Origin of the sequence: Lutibacter litoralis, from assembly GCF_014646675.1 — a bacterium.
GTDB lineage: Bacteria > Bacteroidota > Bacteroidia > Flavobacteriales > Flavobacteriaceae > Lutibacter > Lutibacter litoralis.
The window spans coordinates 269911-288639 of record NZ_BMNS01000002.1 but is presented as its reverse complement, the minus strand read 5'-3'; the positions used below and the strand labels follow the sequence as shown (position 1 = coordinate 288639).

Below are 18729 nucleotides of genomic sequence, written 5' to 3'. Positions count from 1 at the left end.
TGGTAATTAAGATGATTTGGGGCTTATATAGATTGAAAATTCGTAATTAATTACAAGCATTCCAAATAACTTCATTTGGAGTTGGGGCAATTATAGAAATAAGATCTTTAGTAACAGGATGTGTAAACTCAATTTTACGAGCGTGTAAATGTATACTTGCATCTTTATTGCTGCGATCAAAACCATATTTTAGATCACCTCTAATGGGACTTCCAATTGAGGATAATTGACAACGAATTTGATGATGACGACCCGTTTCTAAATCTACTTCTAATAAATGGTAATTATCTAGAGACTTAATTAATTTATAATGAAGAATGGCTTTTTTGCTTCCTTCAATTTCAGAAGTATAAGAAGTGGATTTATTGTTTTTAGGGTTTTTTCTTAAATAACCAATAAGGGTGTTTTGCAACTCTTTTGGTTTGTTCTTTACAACTGCCCAGTAGGTTTTGTGTACGTCTTTATTGCGTAACATTTTATTAAAACGTTCCAATGCTTTTGAGGTTCTTGCAAAAACTATAATGCCAGTTGTTGGCCTGTCTAAACGATGCACAACACCTAAAAAAACATTCCCTGGCTTGTTGTATTTTTCCTTTATATATTGTTTTATAATATCGCTTAATGGTGTGTCTCCAGTTTTATCTCCCTGAACGATATCACCAGATTTTTTATTGACTATTATAAGGTGATTATCCTCAAATAAAACTTCTAAATTACCTTTAGTTGAAGCCATTTAAGAAGATATTTCTAATTGTTGATTTATTTCATCAATATAGGTTAGTAGCTCTTCTTTTCCATCAGAAGAAGTTGCGGAGGTTATAAAATATTTAGGCATTTCTTCCCAAAGAGTTTGGGTCATTTTTTTTGAATAGTTTTTAATATTTCTATTCAATTCTGAAAGTTTTATTTTATCAGATTTTGTAAAAATAATTGAGAAAGGAATTTCATTCTCACCTAAAAACTCCATAAATTCCATATCAATTTTTTGAGGTTCATGCCTACAATCAATTAAAACAAATGTACAGATAAGTTGTTCTCTTTGTAGAAAGTAATTTTTTATAAAGCTTTGAAAGGTTTTTTTTACGCTTTTTGAAACTTTTGCATACCCGTACCCTGGTAAATCTACCAAAAACCAATTATTATTAATTTTAAAATGATTTATTAACTGGGTTTTTCCTGGTCTTCCAGAAGTTTTGGCTAATTTATTTTGACCAGTTAGCATATTGATTAAAGAAGATTTTCCAACATTAGAACGGCCAATAAAAGCATATTCAGCTAACCGTTCTTTTGGGCATTTAGCTACGTCACTATTGCTTATTACAAAATCAGCGGTTTTAATTTTCATTTTTTAAAGGTTTCTGTCTTTCAACCAAGAATCAAGAATTCGATTAAATTCATCAGGATGTTCCATCATAGGTGCATGTCCACATTTATCAATCCAAAACAAATCAGCATCAGGCATTAATTTTTCAAAATCTATGGCTACTCCTGGAGGAGTAACATTGTCATTTTTCCCCCAAATAACACAAGTTGGAATGTTCATTGCTGGTAAATCTTTTGCCATATTGTGTCTAATAGCACTTTTTGCAATTGCCAAGGTTCTTATTACCTTATGTCTATCATTTACAGATTCATATATTTCGTCGATAGCCTCTTTTGTAGCGACCTTTGGATCGTAAAAAACTTCTTCGGTTTTTTTCTTTATATATTCGTAATTTCCTCTTTTGGGGTAGGTATCACCCATAGATTTTTCATATAAACCTGAGCTGCCAGCTAACACTAAAGCGGTAACTTTTTTTGGATTTAATTTTGTAAAATACAATCCAATATGTCCTCCTAAAGAATTTCCAATTAGAATTGCTTTGTCAATTTTTTTATAAGCCATAAAGTCTTTTAAAAACTTTGATAAGTTCTTTACATTGGTTTTTAGGAGTGGTAAGGTGTATATCGGCAATACAGGAATTATAACTTTGTATCCTTGTTTAGAAAAATGGTTAAGTACTCCTTCAAAATTGCTTAAACCTCCCATAAGCCCATGAAGAACAATCATTGGTTGCCCTTCTCCAGCCTCTACATACTTGAATTTATTTTCTTCAATAAGATTTTTGCTCATTAATTTTTAAATTTTAAGCTTATTACAAAGGTAGTTTTTTTTTCTAAAAAAACCTTTTTTTATAAGTGCGTCTAATTTATTTATTAATTCCTTGTTTTTCAAAAAATTAGCCTTAAATACATTATAAGTGGTAAAAGTTATCAACAAAGTGGGGAAAAGTGGAAAAATGTGGGAAAAAATTTATATTTTTGATTTTATACAAAGTCGTAATGATAAATTTAATTGGAACATATGAGGGAAAAGCTGATGCCAAGGGGCGGCTATTGCTTTCTGCTGCTTTAAAGAAGCAGTTAAATCCAATTTTACAAGATGGTTTTGTGTTAAAACGTTCCTTATTTCAGCCGTGTTTAGAATTATATCCGATGAATGAATGGAATATTTTAATGGCAGAAGTAAATAAATTAAACAGATTTGTTAAAAAGAACAACGATTTTATTCGCCGATTTACAGCAGGTGTTAAAATTGTTGAATTAGATGCTTCAGGAAGGTTATTGATACCTAAAGATTTGCAATTTTTTGCAGGAATTTCAAAAAATGTTGTACTGTCTTCGGCAGTAAATATTATTGAAATCTGGGATAAAGATAAGTATGAAACAGCAATTGATGATGCAGCAGGAGATACCGCAGATTTGGCAGAAGAAGTAATGGGTAATGCAAATAATAACAATGGAATATCATAGTCCGGTTTTATTAAAAGAGAGTGTTGATGGTTTAAATATTAAACCAGACGGCATTTATGTGGATGTTACTTTTGGAGGTGGTGGACATTCAAAAGAGATTTTGAGTAGACTGAATGAGCACGGAAAGTTATTTGCTTTTGATCAGGATGAGGATGCGCAAAGAAATGAAATTGACGATCCAAGATTCACGTTGATTCCTCAAAATTTTAGATTCATAAAAAGATATTTAAGGTTCTATGGTGTTAAAAAAGTGGATGGGATTTTAGCTGATTTAGGTGTTTCATCACATCAATTTGATGAAGCTGAACGTGGATTTTCTACAAGGTTTGACGCGGATTTAGATATGCGAATGAATCAAACGAGTGGATTGTCTGCTTTTGAAGTGGTTAATACATATGAAGAAGAGAGGTTAAGCGATGTGTTATTTCAATACAGCGAGCTTAGAAATGCAAGAGCAATAGCAAAAAAAATAGTTGCAGCACGTTCTGAAAAAAAAATTAAAACAAGTTTTGAGCTTAAAGAAGTGTTAAGTGAGTTTGTGCCAAAATCTGTTGAGCATAAAATTTTAGCACAAATATTTCAAGGTATTCGTATAGAGGTAAATCAGGAAATAGAAGTATTGAAAGAATTTTTATTGCAAATACCTGAATTACTGAATAAAAATGGAAGGCTAAGCGTGATATCATACCATTCTTTAGAAGATAGATTGGTGAAAAGATTTATTAGAAGTGGATTGTTTGAGGGTGAGCCAGAAAAGGACATGTTTGGCCATGTAAGTGTGCCAATGAAAAAAGTTGGGAAATTAATAATTCCAAGCTTTTCTGAAATAAAGAAAAATAATAGAGCTAGAAGTGCCAAATTAAGAATTGCAACAATTAAATAAATGTCAGCTATAAAATCTAGCATATTCAACCTATTAAAAGGAGATTTTTTAGTAAACAAAGACTCCTTTAAAAACTGGCGATTTATACTGTTTGTAGTTGCTTTATTGTTGTTGATGATAGCAAGCTCCCATAGTTCTGATAAAAAAGTAATGGAAATTGCAAAATTAACAAATGAAATTAAAGAGCTAAGAGCAGAGTTTTTAGATAAACGTTCAATTTCAATGGGAATGCGATTGGAATCAACAGTTCGCAAAAAAGTGATTGATTTGGGTATAAAACCAAGTGAACAACCACCACAAGTAATAAAAGTAATTTCAAAAAAATAATCAAAAATTGGCAACAACCAAAAAGGGCATATTAAATAAATTGTACGTTGTAGTTATTATTATAGCGCTTTTTTTGGTGGCTATTATTTTTAGGTTAACCGATATTCAGTTTTCAGACGGAGATAAATACAGAAATTTATCGGAGCAATTAACATTAAGAAACGATACCATTTATGCAAATAGAGGTAGTGTTTTTTCTGCTGATGGCAGTTTGCTCGCAACTTCAATGTCTCAATATGAAATCAGGATGGATGCTTTTACTGTTAATAGTGAGGTATTCGAAAAAAATGTAAGAAGTTTATCGCAGGAGCTGTCTAAAATGTTGGGTAATACAACTGCGCATTGGGAACGAAAAATTAGAAAAGCTAGGAATACTAAGAATAGGTATTTATTTATAACTAGAAAATTGGGATATACGGAGTATATAAAAATTAAAAGTTTTCCAATTTTTAATTTAGGAATGTATAAAGGTGGATTTATAGCAGAGCAATCTACTGTTAGAGCACATCCTTTAAATAAAGTTGCAGAAAGAACCATTGGTTATGATGATTATAGAGGTGCGCCAGGAATTGAGGGAGCATATAGAAAATACTTAACAGGTAAAAATGGCTTAAGGTTAAAACAAAAAATAGCAAAAGGTCAATGGAAACCTATAAATGATAGAAATGAAAAAGAACCAATAAACGGTAAAGATATAGTAACAACGTTAAATGTGAATATTCAAGATATTGCACATCATTCTTTACTAAGGCAATTAGAGTATTATGAAGCTGAACATGGTTGCGTAGTTGTAATGGAAACCAAAACAGGAGAAGTTAAAGCAATTTCTAATTTAGGAAGAAGTTCAGAAGGAAAGTACTATGAAAAGCGAAATTACGCAGTTTATGAATCACATGAGCCAGGCTCAGCATTTAAATTAATGGCAATGGTTGCGGCTCTAGAATCTGGAGCTATTGATACAAGTACAATTGTTGATACTGGAACAGGAAGGTATAGAATGTATGGAAGGTATATTAATGATTCTAAACGTGGTGGTTATGGAGAAATATCAGCCGCTCGTGCATTGGAAGTGTCTTCAAATATTGCATTCGCTAGATTAATTGAAGAAAATTTTGGGGATAATCCAGAAAAATTTATCAATTCATTATATAAAATGAATTTGAACGATAAACTAGGACTGCCAATTAAAGGAGAAGGAGCGCCTTTAATTCCAGGGCCAGAACACAGTTTGTGGAGTAAAAATGCACTACCATCTATAGCTTATGGTTATAATTTAAAATTAACACCATTACAAACATTGACCTTTTACAATGCCATTGCTAATAACGGAGAAATGGTGAAACCTAGGTTTGTAAAAGAAATAAGATCTTGGAACAAGCACGTAGAATCTTTTGAAAAAGAAGTTATAAATAAAGCAATTTGTTCTAAAGAAACAATCGCTAAAATTCAAGAAATACTTAAAAATGTTGTGTTTCGAGGTACTGGAAGAAAATTATATTCTGAAGATTTTTCAATGGCAGGAAAAACAGGAACTGCACGTGTAGAATATGGAAATTATGAACAATGGTTAAAAGACAAGAAATATATCTCTTCGTTTACAGGATATTTTCCTGCAGAAAACCCCAAATACTCTTGCATTGTGGTAATTCATAAACCAAATACTAAAACAGGTTTTTATGGTGCAGATGTTTCTGGACCTGTTTTTAAAGATATTGCACAAAAAATTTATACAACAAATCATATAATTAACGAAGTTGAAAGTGAAACCCCAGATTTTGAAAGCGTTAAAAATGATTTCGAAAAATATTATACCCTAGCTAATAAGGAATTTAATTCAATCCCGAATGTAAAAGGAATGGCGGCTATGGACGCCATTTCTTTACTTGAAAATTTAGGATTAAAAGTGAATTATTCAGGAAATGGAAAAGTAGTGGAACAATCGCTTAATGAAGGTGAAAAATTAGTAAAAGGAACAACAATCAAAATAAAATTATCTTAGTTGAAAGTAGTTAAAGACATATTGTATAAGGTTAGAATTAATGCAATTCAGGGAAGTACGGAGGTGCTAATTAATTCCATACAATTTGATTCAAGAAAAATACAATCAAATGATTTATTTGTTGCTCAAAAGGGGTTGATTTTTGATGGACATAAATTTATAGATACTGCTATTAAATTAGGGGCTAAAGTAATTGTATGTGAGGAATTTCCAATAGATCTTGATGCTAATGTTACTTATATTAAGGTTGAAGATTCTAACGAGGCCTTAGCAATAATGGCGGCTAATTTTTATGACAATCCATCTTCAAAATTAAAATTAATTGGAATAACTGGAACAAATGGTAAAACAACCATTGCAACATTGTTATATAAATTATTTAAAAAAGCTGGTTTTAAAACAGGTTTGTTATCTACCGTTACTGTTTTTGTTGATAATCAGCAGTTTAATGCAACTCATACAACTCCAGATTCCATTGTAATAAATAGCTATTTATATAAAATGGTGGAAGCTGGTGTAGATTTTTGTTTTATGGAAGTGAGTTCACATGGAATTCATCAAAAAAGAACAACAGGTTTACATTTTGAGGGAGGCGTTTATACCAACTTAACGCACGATCATTTAGATTACCATTCTACATTTAAAGAATACAGAGATGTCAAAAAATCCTTTTTTGACAACTTACCGAAATCAGCATTTTCTTTGGTAAATATTGATGATAAAAATGGTATGGTTATGCTTCAAAATACACAAGCTAAAAAATATACCTATGCCTTAAAAACAATGGCAGATTACAAGGCCAAAATTTTAGAAAATCAATTTTCTGGATTGTTTTTAGCTATAAATGAAAATGAAGTTTGGATAAAATTAATTGGAAGTTTTAATGCCTATAATGTAGTTGCAGTTTATGGAGTTTCGCAATTATTAGGGCTGGAGTCTACTGAAGCTTTAACCTTAATTAGTGAATTAGAGAATGTGTCAGGAAGGTTTCAACACTTTACTTCAAACGAAGGGATTATTGCAATAATTGATTATGCACACACTCCCGACGCACTAAAAAACGTATTGGAAACTATTAACGATATAAGAACTGGAAACGAACAAGTTATTACCGTTGTGGGATGCGGTGGAAATCGAGATAAAGCTAAACGCCCTGTTATGGGGCGTATAGCATCTCAACTTAGTACACAAGTCATATTTACTTCAGATAACCCACGAAATGAAGATCCTCAAACAATTATTAACCAAATTGAAACGGGGGTAGAAGCACATAATTATAAAAAAACACTATCAGTTTTAGATAGAGAACAGGCGATAAAAACAGCAACTAAACTGGCAAAAAAAGGAGATATTATTTTAATTGCTGGAAAGGGACACGAAACGTATCAAGAAGTAAAAGGTGAACGCTCACATTTTGATGATTACGAAAAAATATCACAATTATTAAAAGCTATAGAAAACTAATACAATGCTATATTATTTATTTGAATATTTAGACACAAATTACGATTTAGCCGGAGCTGGTTTGTTTCAGTATATTTCGTTTCGCTCTGCAATGGCATTTATTGTTTCATTATTGTTTTCTACAATTTATGGGAAACGAATTATAAATTATTTGAGATATAAACAAGTTGGAGAGTCTGTTAGAGATTTAGGCTTAGAAGGCCAAGTTGAAAAAGCAGGAACACCAACAATGGGTGGTATTATAATTATTCTTGCCACAATAATACCTGTATTGTTAATCTCTAAAATCGACAATGTTTATATCATCATATTGTTAGTTACAACAATTTGGATGGGAACAATTGGTTTTATTGATGATTATATTAAAATTTTCAGAAAAAATAAGCAAGGTTTAAAAGGAAGATTTAAGGTTTTAGGTCAAATTACTCTTGGAATTTTTGTAGGAGTAATGTTGTATTTCCATCCAGATGTTACCATGAAAGAAAAATTACCTCAAAAATTTCAATATGAAACAGAAGAGGGGATTCCAGTTTTATTTGCTGATGCACAAAAATCAACAAAAACAACCATTCCATTCTTAAAAAATAATGAGTTAGATTATGCCGCAGTACTAGATTTATTTGGAGATGGATTAAGAAATTATGCATGGATAATTTTTATTCCTATTGTAATATTTATTATAACAGCAGTTTCAAACGGGGCAAATTTAACAGACGGTATAGATGGTTTGGCAGCAGGTTCTTCGGCTATAATTGTATTAACCTTAGGGATTTTCGCATGGGTTTCTGGAAACATCATTTTTGCAGATTATTTAGATGTAATGTACATACCGAACTCAGGAGAGATGACCATTTTTATTGCTGCTTTTGTTGGTGCTTTAGTCGGTTTTTTATGGTATAATACCTATCCAGCCCAAGTGTTTATGGGAGACACAGGAAGTTTAACTATTGGAGGGATTATTGCTGTTTTAGCAATTTCGGTTCGTAAAGAATTATTAATTCCAATTTTAGCGGGCATCTTTTTAATTGAAAATTTATCTGTTGTACTGCAAGTTGGATTTTTTAAATACACAAAGAAAAAATACGGAGAAGGAAGGCGCATTTTTAAAATGTCACCTTTGCATCATCATTATCAGAAATCTGGCTACCATGAGAGTAAGATTGTAACACGCTTTTGGATTGTAGGTATAATGTTAGCGGTGTTAACAATAGTAACATTAAAGTTGCGATAAATGAATTTAGTGGTTCTTGGGGCAGGTGAAAGTGGAGTAGGAGCAGCTATTCTTGGAAAACAGAAAGGGTATAACGTTTTTGTTTCTGATAAAGGAGAAATAACAAAAAAGTATAAAAAAGTTCTTTTAAATAATGAAATTCCTTTTGAAGAAGGAACACATTCAGAAAGTAAAATTTTTCAAGCTGATGTAGTAATGAAAAGCCCTGGAATTCCAGATAAGGTTGCTGTAATTCAAGAATTGATTGAAAGAAAAATTCCAGTGATTTCAGAAATTGAATTCGCTTCAAAATATACGAAGGGAATTATTGTGGGAATTACAGGATCAAATGGTAAAACCACCACAACTCTTTTAGTAAATCATATTTTAAAAAAGGCAAATTTAAATGTTGGAATGGGAGGAAATATTGGAGCAAGTTTTGCCCAGCAAGTTGCAGAAAACAACTTTGATATTCATGTTCTAGAACTAAGTAGTTTTCAGTTGGATGGTATAGTAAATTTTGCGCCACACATTGCAATAATTACAAATATTACACCCGATCATTTAGATAGGTACAACAATAAATTTGAAAACTATATCAATTCAAAATTTAGAATTACAGAGAATCAAACAGAAAATGATTTTTTAATATATGATGCAGATGATGAGGTAATTACAAACTGGTTAAAAAATAATAAGGTAAAAGCAACATTGCTTCCTTTTTCATTAGGAAAAGAATTAGAGGAAGGCGTTTTTTTAAAAGATAATAACATACAAATAAAATATAAAACCGAAGATATAATAATGGGAATAACAACTTTAGCATTAAAAGGCAAACACAATACTAAAAATGCAATGGCAGCTGCAATGACAGCTACATTATTAAAGGTTAGAAAAGATACAATTAGAGAAAGTTTAGAAGATTTTGAAGGTGCAGAGCATAGGCTAGAGTCAGTACTTAAGATTAATGGTGTACAGTATATAAACGATTCTAAGGCTACCAATGTAAATGCAACATTTTATGCATTAGATAGTATGAAAACTCCAACAGTTTGGATAGTTGGCGGGGTAGATAAAGGAAACGATTATTTAGATTTAATGCCGTTGGTTAGAGAAAAAGTAAAAGCAATTATTTGTTTAGGAGTTGACAATCATAAAATAGTACAAACTTTTAATAATGTTGTTGATTTAATTGTTGAAACCGCTGGAGCCGAAGAAGCAGTAAAAGTTGCTTATAAAATTGCAGAAAAGGGAGATGCTGTTTTATTATCACCAGCGTGTGCAAGTTTTGATTTATTTGAAAGTTACGAGGATAGAGGAAATCAATTTAAACAAGCAGTTAGAGAACTGTAAATGAAAAAAATATTAAAAAATATCGAAGGTGATCGTGCTATTTGGGCTATTGTAGTCTTTATGGCATTGTTGTCATTTATGCCAGTTTATAGCGCAAGTACTAATTTAGTATATGTTGCAAATTCTGGTACTACAACGTATCATTTGGTGAAACATGTGATATTGTTGTTTTTCGGGTTTTTAATAATTTATGGAGTGCATAAGGTGCCTTACAGATATTTTAGTGGAGGTTCAGTATTAATGCTTCCATTAGTGGTTGTTTTACTGATAGTTACCTTATCAAAAGGAACTGTTATTGGAGGTGCAAATGCAAGTAGATGGATTCAAATACCTTTTATTGGTGTAGGTTTTCAAACATCTACACTGGCAGGGGTTGTTTTAATGATTTTTGTAGCGAGATATTTAGCTAAAAATAAAGAAAAAACCATTTATTTTAAAGAAAGTCTTTGGAAGTTATGGTTGCCAGTAGCAATTACATTGGCTTTTATTTTACCCGCAAATTTTTCAACAACTGCTATTATTTTTTCAATGGTATTATTGTTAACTTTTTTAGGTGGATATCCTTTTAAATATTTGGCATCTATTATAGGAATGGGAATTGTAGCATTGGTGCTATTTGTATTAATAGCAAAAGCATTTCCAAATGCAATGCATAATAGAGTAGATACTTGGATTAGTAGAATTGAAAATTTTTCTGATAAAAATGCAGAGGAAGGGTATCAAGTCGAAAAAGCAAAAATTGCAATTGCAAGTGGTGGATTACAAGGTAGAGGGCCTGGGAAAAGTGTTCAAAAAAACTTTCTACCGCAATCTTCTTCCGATTTTATTTTTGCCATAATTGTTGAAGAATACGGGTTAATATTTGGCGCACTAACAGTTATATTAATGTATTTATTATTGTTAATAAGAATATTGGTAGCAGCTAAAAAAGCAACAACTATTTTTGCAACATTATTAATAATTGGTGTTGGTTTGCCTATTATTTTTCAAGCAATTATAAATATGGCGGTTGCCGTAAATTTATTTCCAGTTACAGGGCAAACATTGCCATTAATTAGCAGTGGAGGAACCTCTATTTGGATGACATGTTTTGCAATTGGTATTATTTTAAGTGTCACCGCAGAAAAGGAAAAGATTATAGATATTGAAAATGAAGATAACCCTTTAGATATTTTACATGAAGCAATCGATTAATATTATATTAAGTGGTGGTGGAACTGGTGGACATATTTATCCAGCAGTTTCAATAGCAAATCAGCTAAAGGAAAAATATCCTGAGGCTAATTTCTTGTTTGTGGGTGCAAAAGATAGAATGGAAATGGAAAAAGTACCTCAGGCTGGATATGAAATAAAGGGATTGTGGATTTCAGGAATACAAAGAAGTTTATCATTAAAGAATTTAGCATTTCCATTTAAACTAATCAGTAGTTTGTGGAACGCTTTTAAAATTATTAAAAAATTTAAACCAACAATTGTAATTGGAACCGGAGGCTTCGCAAGTGGCCCAACATTATATGCTGCAAGTATTAAAGGTGTTAAAACCGTAATTCAAGAACAAAATTCATACCCAGGAATTACAAATAAATTATTGAGTAAAAAAGCTGATACAATTTGTGTTGCTTATGATGGTTTAGAACGATTCTTTCCTGCCGATAAAATTGTAAAAACAGGAAACCCAGTTAGACAAGATTTATTAGCAATTGAAAGTAAACGAGAAGAGGCTATTGATTTTTTCGATTTAAAAACAGCTAAAAAGACCTTACTAATAATTGGAGGTAGTTTAGGAGCAAGAGCTATTAACAATTTAATTGAAAAATATATTAATTGGTTGGTTGAAAATAACATTCAGGTAATTTGGCAAACAGGAAAGCTATATTACAATGAATTTAAAAAGTACGATGCTTTAGAAGGAGTTCAAATACACGCATTTTTAAATCGAATGGATTTAACTTATGCCGCCGCAGACTTTATTATTAGTAGAGCAGGAGCAAGTTCAATTTCAGAGTTATGTATTGTTGGAAAGCCAGTTATTTTTATTCCATCTCCTAATGTTGCAGAAGACCATCAAACAAAAAATGCGCTATCTGTAGTCAACAAAAATGCTGCTTTATTATTGAAAGAATCGGAGCTAAACATGTTTGAAAATATGTTTTTAGAATTGAATAATAATCCAGAATTGCAACAAAGATTAAGTAAAAATATAAAAGAGTTGGCATTACCAAATGCTACAAAAGATATTGTATTAGAAATAGAAAAATTAATATATAATTAGTTGAATTTAAATAATATACATAACGTTTATTTTATAGGTATTGGAGGTATCGGTATGAGCGCTATTGCAATTTATTTTAAAAGCAATGGCAAAAATGTGGCTGGCTACGATAAAACACCGACTGAAATTACCATCACTCTTCAAAAAATGGGAATAAATATTCATTTTGAAGATACTGTAAATTTAATTGAAGATACTTTTAAAGACACTAAAAATACGATTGTAATTTATACGCCTGCTGTACCTAAAAATCATACAGAATTAAACTATTTTATTTCAAATAACTATACGGTTTTTAAGCGTTCAGAAATATTAGGAGAAATTACTAAAAATACTATTTGTTTAGCAGTTGCAGGAACACACGGAAAAACCACAACTTCAACAATTTTAGGTCATATTTTAAAAGAAGCCAATGTAAATGCAACTTCTTTTTTGGGTGGAATTTCAGAAAATTATAATTCAAATATAATTTTGGGAGGAACTGAAGTTTCAGTTGTTGAAGCGGATGAGTTTGATCGTTCATTTTTAAAATTGTCCCCAAACATTGCATGCATTACTTCTATGGATGCAGATCATTTAGATATTTATGGAGCACATTCCGAATTAGAAAAGTCATTTCAAAAATTCGCAAATAAAGTTTCAGATACATTAATTGTTAGAAAAGGATTATCGGTTCAAGGTCAGACGTATGGAATAGAGGAGGAAGCAGACTATAATGCATATAATATTAGAATAGAAAATGGAGCTTATATTTTTAATATAAAAACACCAAGAGAAACATTTGAGAATATAAAAATATATATACCAGGAAAACATAATGTGCTAAATGCAGTGGCGGCTTTGGCAATGGCAAATAGTTTTGGAATTTCAATACAAGTCATTGCTAAAGCTTTACTAACTTTTAAAGGTATAAAAAGACGTTTTTCTTATAAAATTAATACGGAAAACTTGGTTTTGATAGATGATTATGCTCATCATCCAACTGAGATAAATGCAGTTGTAGATTCCGTTAAAGAAATGTACCCAGAACAAAATGTTTTAGGCGTTTTTCAACCACATTTGTATAGCAGAACTAGAGATTTTGCAACAGATTTTGCACATAGTTTATCGCGTTTTGATGAGTTGATTTTATTAGATATTTACCCAGCGAGAGAATTGCCAATTGAAGGCGTAAATTCTAAGTGGTTATTGGATAAGATTTCATGTAAAAACAAGCAACTTTCTTCAAAAGAAAATTTAATAGATAACATAGTAAAATCTAACGCTCAAATTATCGTGGTAATTGGAGCGGGAGATATAGGTGAAGAAGTAGAAAATATAAAAAAAAGTTTGATAGTTGAAAATTAATTGGAATTACATAAAAGGGTTTTTATTACTAGGTTTAGTAGTTTTTTTGTATGGCTTTTCACATCAAAAGCATACTGCTAGAAAGGTATACAATATAACTGTAGAATTTGAACAGGGAGAAAACCTTTTTATGAATTATGAAATGGTTAATAAATTGTTAATACAAAATGGAAAATCTGTTCTAAATGAAGCAAAAACTGTTATAGATTTACAAAAACTTGAAGCAAAGGTTCTATCACATTCCATGGTAGAGGAAGCGGCTGTTTTTTTAACGGTTGATGGTGTGCTTAAAACAACGATAAAACAGCGAACACCAATTGCTAGAGTTATGTCTAACACTAATAGTTATTATATTGATAAACAGGCAACAATAATGCCTTTGTCAGGGAATCACTCAGCTAGAGTTTTATTAGTTTCAGGAAATATAACGGAAAAAGATATAGATGATATTTATCTTTTAGTAACAACAATTTTGGAAGATGAATTTTTAAAAAAACAAATAATTGGTGTGCAAAAGACGAAGCAACATCAGTATGTTTTAAAAACCAGAATTGGAGAGCAGAATATTGAATTAGGTAAAATTGAAAATTTAAATTCAAAATTTAAAAACCTAAAGTCGTTTTTTACCAAAACAATGGCTGATGAAACAATAGATAAATACACATCAATAAATTTAAAATATAACAACCAAGTTGTTTGCACAAAAAAATAGGGTATGGAACATAACGATATTTCGGTAGGATTAGATATAGGAACAACAAAAATTGTTGCTATGATAGGTCGTAGAAATGAATATGGGAAAATTGAGTTACTTGGTACAGGAAAAGCCAAGAGTTTAGGTGTGCACCGCGGTGTTGTAAATAATATAACGCAAACAATACAGTCTATTCAAATGGCTGTTGACGAGGCAATTGCGGTTTCGGGGATTAAGATAGATGAAGCTGTTGTTGGCATTGCTGGCCAGCATATTAGAAGTTTACAGCACAGCGATTATATTACACGTCCAAATGCTGAAGATGTAATTGATGAAGATGATCTAGAAAAATTAGAAAAGCAAGTTCATAAATTGGTAATGTTGCCAGGTGAAGAGATTATACATGTACTACCTCAAGAGTTTAAAGTAGATGGACAACCAGAGATTGCGCAACCAGTTGGTATGTATGGAGGTAGGCTAGAAGCAAATTTTCACGTAGTTGTTGGTCAGGTTTCTTCAATAAGAAACGTAGGAAGATGCATCAAAAGCGCAGGTTTAAATTTAGCGGGTATAACATTAGAGCCTTTAGCATCAGCAGAAGCAGTTTTAAGTAGTGAAGAAAAAGAAGCAGGTGTTGCTTTGATTGATATAGGTGGTGGAACAACTGATTTGGCGATTTTTAAAAATGGAATTATTCGTCATACAGCTGTTATTCCATTTGGAGGAAATGTAATTACTGAAGATATTAAAGAGGGTTGTTCTATTATTGAAAAACAGGCAGAATTATTAAAAACAAAATTCGGATCTGCTTGGCCAGGTGAAAATAAAGACAATGAAATTGTGTCAATTCCAGGCTTAAGAGGACGAGAGCCTAAAGAAATTACCTTAAAAAACTTGTCTAAAATTATTCATGCACGCGTAGTAGAAATAATTGAGCAAGTATTTTTAGAAATTAAAAATTACGGACACGAAGAACCGAAGAAAAAATTAATTGCAGGGATTGTTTTAACAGGTGGGGGAGCAAATTTAAAACACTTAAAACAGTTAGTTGAGTATATTACTGGAATGGATACTAGAATTGGTTATCCTAATGAAAATTTAGCTGGAGATTCGGATGAGATTTTTTCTAGTCCGCAATATGCAACTGCCGTAGGACTTTTAATGAATGGTTTAAATAGACTGGATAAGAAAAACTTAAAAACAATTCAGCAACAAGCAGTTCAAGAAGAGGAAGCAAGTGAAAAAGATAAAGAAGTTGTAGAAGAAATTGAAACACTAAAAGAACCAAAGAAATCAATTTTTGAAAAATGGGGAGATAGATTTAGAGATTTTTTAGACAACGCAGAATAACATAAAATAGTAAGAAAAGGACATATAACACCAATAAATTAATATTATGAGCAGTTCAGATTTTAGCAACATTTCATTCGATTTACCAAAAAATCAGTCAAACGTAATAAAAGTAATAGGCGTAGGAGGAGGCGGTAGTAATGCCGTAAACCATATGTACTCTCAAGGGATTAACGGAGTTGATTTTGTTATTTGTAATACGGATGCTCAAGCGTTACAAAATAGTCCAATTCCAACTAAAATCCAGTTGGGTGCTTCATTAACAGAGGGTTTAGGGGCTGGGGCAAATCCAGAGGTTGGAGAACAAGCTGCGTTAGAGAGTATTCAAGAAATTAAAGATATGTTATCTTCTAATTCAAAAATGGTGTTTATTACCGTTGGAATGGGAGGAGGAACAGGAACTGGTGCTGCGCCAATTATAGCTAGAGTTGCGCGTGAATTGGATTTGTTAACTATTGGTGTGGTTACAATTCCATTTACTTTTGAAGGTAAAATGCGTAACGATCAAGCTCAAAAAGGAATAGAAAGATTACGTGAATATGTTGATTCTTTAGTGGTAATAAATAATAATAAACTAAGAGAGGTTTACGGGAATCTAGGTTTTAAGGCAGGTTTTTCTAAAGCCGATGAAGTATTGTCAACAGCTTCTAGAGGAATTGCTGAAGTTATAACGCACCATTACACGCAAAATATAGATTTAAAAGATGCCAAAACGGTACTTTCTAATAGTGGAACTGCAATTATGGGATCTGCAACTGCATCGGGAGCTAATAGATCTTTAGAAGCAATTTCTAAAGCATTAGACTCTCCTTTATTAAACGATAATAAAATTACAGGCGCTAAAAATGTACTTTTATTAATTGTTTCTGGAGCAGAAGAAATTACCATTGATGAAATAGGCGAAATTAACGATTACATTCAATCAGAAGCCAAAACGAATGTAAATATTATAATGGGTGTTGGTGAAGATGAAAACTTAGGAGATGCTGTAGCTGTAACTGTTGTTGCAACGGGATTTAATAAAGATCAACAACACGAAATTTCGAATACTGAAGCTAAAAAAATAATTCATACTCTTGGTGAAGAGCAAGAAGCTTCTTTTGATTTTTCAGAAAAAAGCACAACTAAAACTACTCCAAATACTACAAATCAATCTTTAAATCATAATGATGAGGTTGTTGAAAATAAAATTGTATTTGAATTGGGAGACGAAGAAGAAGATGATTTTTCAATTATTCCAACTACAGAATTTATAAAAAATATAGATGTTGTTTATGAAGAAGTTTCAGTTAATGATGTTAGTGATGATGATTTTATAATTACTCCGGTACAGGCAGAAATTGAAGAAACAACTGTTGTTGAAGAAGAAAAGCAAATTGAATTTACATTTGATATGCCACTTTCTGAAAAACCAAAAAAACAGATTGTTGACGACTCAGAAATAGCTATAAACTCTATTGAAGTTGTAGATCATAAAGTGGTTGAACCTGAGAAAAAAGTTGAGGCAGATGTGTATTTTACTTTAGAAGACTATACCGAATTAGAAGATAATTTAACCAAAGCGACAAAACCAACTGCCAAAAAAAATAATGAAATTGAAAATGAGGAGTTAAATCTAACACTGCATTCTACAAAGAAATCGGAGGTTGATTTAAATAATCAAGTGGTTATAGACCATAAAGAGGTTTCTCCACTAGATTTAACAATTGCTGAATTACAAAAAAGAGCAGCAGATAGAAGAGAGAAAATGAAAAATTTCAACTATAAATTTATCAATAAGGTAAATAAAAATATAGATGAAATTGAAAAGGAACCAGCTTATAAAAGAATGGGAGTTCAATTAGATCAAACAGCACATTCCTCTGAAGTTAATCAGTCAAGAACCACATTGGACACTGATGAGAATGATGATTTAAAATTTAGATCAAACAACTCCTTTTTACATGATAATGTAGATTAAAAATATTGCCCAAAGACGGAAGCCCTTAGATTTATTTTCTAAGTTTAGACTCGGAAATCTTTATGAGAATTAAAGATTTTCGGGTTCTTTTTTTTATCTTCGTGCAATAAATCAATAGTATGAGTTTACAACAAAATTTAATGGTGAAAATTAAAGAAGCTATGAAATCTAAAGATAAAGTGGCTTTAGAATCTTTAAGAGCCATAAAGTCTGAAATATTATTAGCACAAACCAAAACTGGGGCTACAGAAGAGCTCACCGAAGATGAAGAAATAAAATTGCTTCAAAGATTGGTAAAACAGCGAAAAGATAGTGCGGTTCTTTATAAGGAACAAGGTCGTGCTGATTTAGCAGATCCAGAATTAGCACAAGTTGCAATTATTTCACAATTCTTGCCAGAGCAATTAGATCAAGTCGCCTTAAACAAAATTATAGCGGATATTATAGCTAAAGTTGGTGCAACTTCTATGAAAGATATGGGTAAAGTTATGGGTATGGCATCTAAACAATTGGCTGGTAAAGCAGATGGTAAAGCTATTTCTATAGCTGTAAAACAATTATTAGAATAAAATTATATATAATTATGGCCTCGTGGCGCAACTGAATAGCGCACTGGATTTCGGCTCCAGCGGTTGCAGGTTTGAATCCTGCCGGGGTCACTAGAATTAAACTTAAGGAGTTCAATTGTGTTTGAACCATTCCATATTGAAACTTGCTCAACAGAATCAGAAGAATCATTATCTAGATTCTTATCAATCCAAATATTAATTCTCTTGAAGAATTCATTGGCTAGAGATTTCCAATTCCAAAATTAAATTTAGAACTATTGCCTGAAACTAAGGTCACATCCCTATAACTGTTATTTTCCTAACCAAAATTGATAAATGAATGATTTAACTCAGCCACTTCCTATACAGTTTCTGAAGAAATCAAGCACGATATTAGTGGTAAGCTTTAAAATTATATTTTATCATAATTAATGTTATTTATTATAAAAATGGCGCAAATATTATTATGTTGTACATAATACATTTAAAGAATTTAACTATATTAGCAGAATCTATATGACTAATAACC

The 18729-nt window shown here is 31.4% G+C and carries 17 protein-coding genes and 1 tRNA gene; 15 read left to right on the top strand and 3 right to left on the bottom strand.

Annotated features, from left to right (window positions below; genetic code table 11):
- Positions 1–46: 46 nt before the first annotated feature.
- The 3 genes from IEW75_RS04000 to IEW75_RS03990 are packed head-to-tail and all read right to left on the bottom strand — an operon-like array spanning position 47 to position 2113.
- Positions 47–733: an RluA family pseudouridine synthase gene (locus IEW75_RS04000; protein ID WP_134247376.1), complete on the bottom strand. Its 687-nt coding sequence runs from the start codon at positions 731–733 to the stop codon at positions 47–49.
- Positions 734–1345: a ribosome biogenesis GTP-binding protein YihA/YsxC gene (yihA, locus tag IEW75_RS03995; RefSeq protein WP_134247377.1), complete on the bottom strand. Its 612-nt coding sequence runs from the start codon at positions 1343–1345 to the stop codon at positions 734–736.
- A 3-nt stretch (positions 1346–1348) separates the two neighbouring features.
- A complete protein-coding gene (locus IEW75_RS03990) occupies positions 1349–2113 on the bottom strand; it encodes an alpha/beta fold hydrolase (RefSeq protein WP_134247378.1) in 765 nt (254 codons plus the stop codon).
- A 209-nt stretch (positions 2114–2322) separates the two neighbouring features.
- On the opposite strand from IEW75_RS03990, the gene IEW75_RS03985 reads away from it, so the two are divergent.
- The 15 genes from IEW75_RS03985 (at position 2323) to IEW75_RS03915 (ending at position 18311) form a co-directional block, all read left to right on the top strand.
- Positions 2323–2793 carry a division/cell wall cluster transcriptional repressor MraZ gene (locus tag IEW75_RS03985; RefSeq protein ID WP_134247379.1) on the top strand — a complete coding sequence of 157 codons (471 nt, stop codon included), beginning with the start codon at positions 2323–2325 and terminating at the stop codon, positions 2791–2793.
- Complete coding sequence (gene rsmH / locus IEW75_RS03980) at positions 2780–3676, top strand: 16S rRNA (cytosine(1402)-N(4))-methyltransferase RsmH (RefSeq protein WP_134247380.1); 897 nt, start codon at positions 2780–2782, stop codon at positions 3674–3676. Before IEW75_RS03985 ends, rsmH begins: the two co-directional genes overlap by 14 nt.
- Entirely contained in the window at positions 3677–4003 is a 327-nt protein-coding gene (locus tag IEW75_RS03975) for an FtsL-like putative cell division protein (protein WP_308423302.1), read from the top strand.
- 7 nt (positions 4004–4010) lie between these two features.
- Positions 4011–6002 (top strand): PASTA domain-containing penicillin-binding protein, encoded by a 1992-nt coding sequence (locus IEW75_RS03970; protein WP_134247381.1) that lies wholly within the window; start codon positions 4011–4013, stop codon positions 6000–6002.
- Positions 6003–7466 (top strand): UDP-N-acetylmuramoyl-L-alanyl-D-glutamate--2,6-diaminopimelate ligase, encoded by a 1464-nt coding sequence (locus IEW75_RS03965; RefSeq protein ID WP_134247382.1) that lies wholly within the window; start codon positions 6003–6005, stop codon positions 7464–7466.
- 4 nt (positions 7467–7470) lie between these two features.
- Positions 7471–8697, top strand: a complete 1227-nt coding sequence (gene mraY / locus IEW75_RS03960) for a phospho-N-acetylmuramoyl-pentapeptide-transferase (RefSeq protein ID WP_134247383.1) — start codon at positions 7471–7473, stop codon at positions 8695–8697.
- On the top strand, positions 8698–10029 hold the full coding sequence (murD, locus tag IEW75_RS03955) for a UDP-N-acetylmuramoyl-L-alanine--D-glutamate ligase (protein ID WP_134247384.1): 1332 nt from the start codon (positions 8698–8700) through the stop codon (positions 10027–10029).
- Entirely contained in the window at positions 10030–11223 is a 1194-nt protein-coding gene (locus tag IEW75_RS03950) for an FtsW/RodA/SpoVE family cell cycle protein (protein WP_134247385.1), read from the top strand.
- Positions 11207–12301 (top strand): undecaprenyldiphospho-muramoylpentapeptide beta-N-acetylglucosaminyltransferase, encoded by a 1095-nt coding sequence (gene murG / locus IEW75_RS03945; RefSeq protein WP_134247386.1) that lies wholly within the window; start codon positions 11207–11209, stop codon positions 12299–12301. Before IEW75_RS03950 ends, murG begins: the two co-directional genes overlap by 17 nt.
- Positions 12302–13648 carry a UDP-N-acetylmuramate--L-alanine ligase gene (gene murC / locus IEW75_RS03940; RefSeq protein WP_134247387.1) on the top strand — a complete coding sequence of 449 codons (1347 nt, stop codon included), beginning with the start codon at positions 12302–12304 and terminating at the stop codon, positions 13646–13648.
- Complete coding sequence (locus tag IEW75_RS03935; RefSeq protein ID WP_134247388.1) at positions 13638–14360, top strand: cell division protein FtsQ/DivIB; 723 nt, start codon at positions 13638–13640, stop codon at positions 14358–14360. The genes murC and IEW75_RS03935 overlap by 11 nt, the downstream gene beginning before the upstream one ends.
- 3 nt (positions 14361–14363) lie before the next feature.
- A complete protein-coding gene (gene ftsA, locus IEW75_RS03930) occupies positions 14364–15692 on the top strand; it encodes a cell division protein FtsA (protein ID WP_134247389.1) in 1329 nt (442 codons plus the stop codon).
- Positions 15693–15738: 46 nt separating this feature from the next.
- A complete protein-coding gene (gene ftsZ, locus IEW75_RS03925) occupies positions 15739–17652 on the top strand; it encodes a cell division protein FtsZ (protein ID WP_188703967.1) in 1914 nt (637 codons plus the stop codon).
- A 119-nt stretch (positions 17653–17771) separates the two neighbouring features.
- A complete protein-coding gene (locus IEW75_RS03920) occupies positions 17772–18221 on the top strand; it encodes a GatB/YqeY domain-containing protein (RefSeq protein WP_134247391.1) in 450 nt (149 codons plus the stop codon).
- Between the two features lie 16 nt (positions 18222–18237).
- A tRNA-Arg gene (locus IEW75_RS03915) sits at positions 18238–18311 on the top strand.
- Positions 18312–18729: the final 418 nt, after the last annotated feature.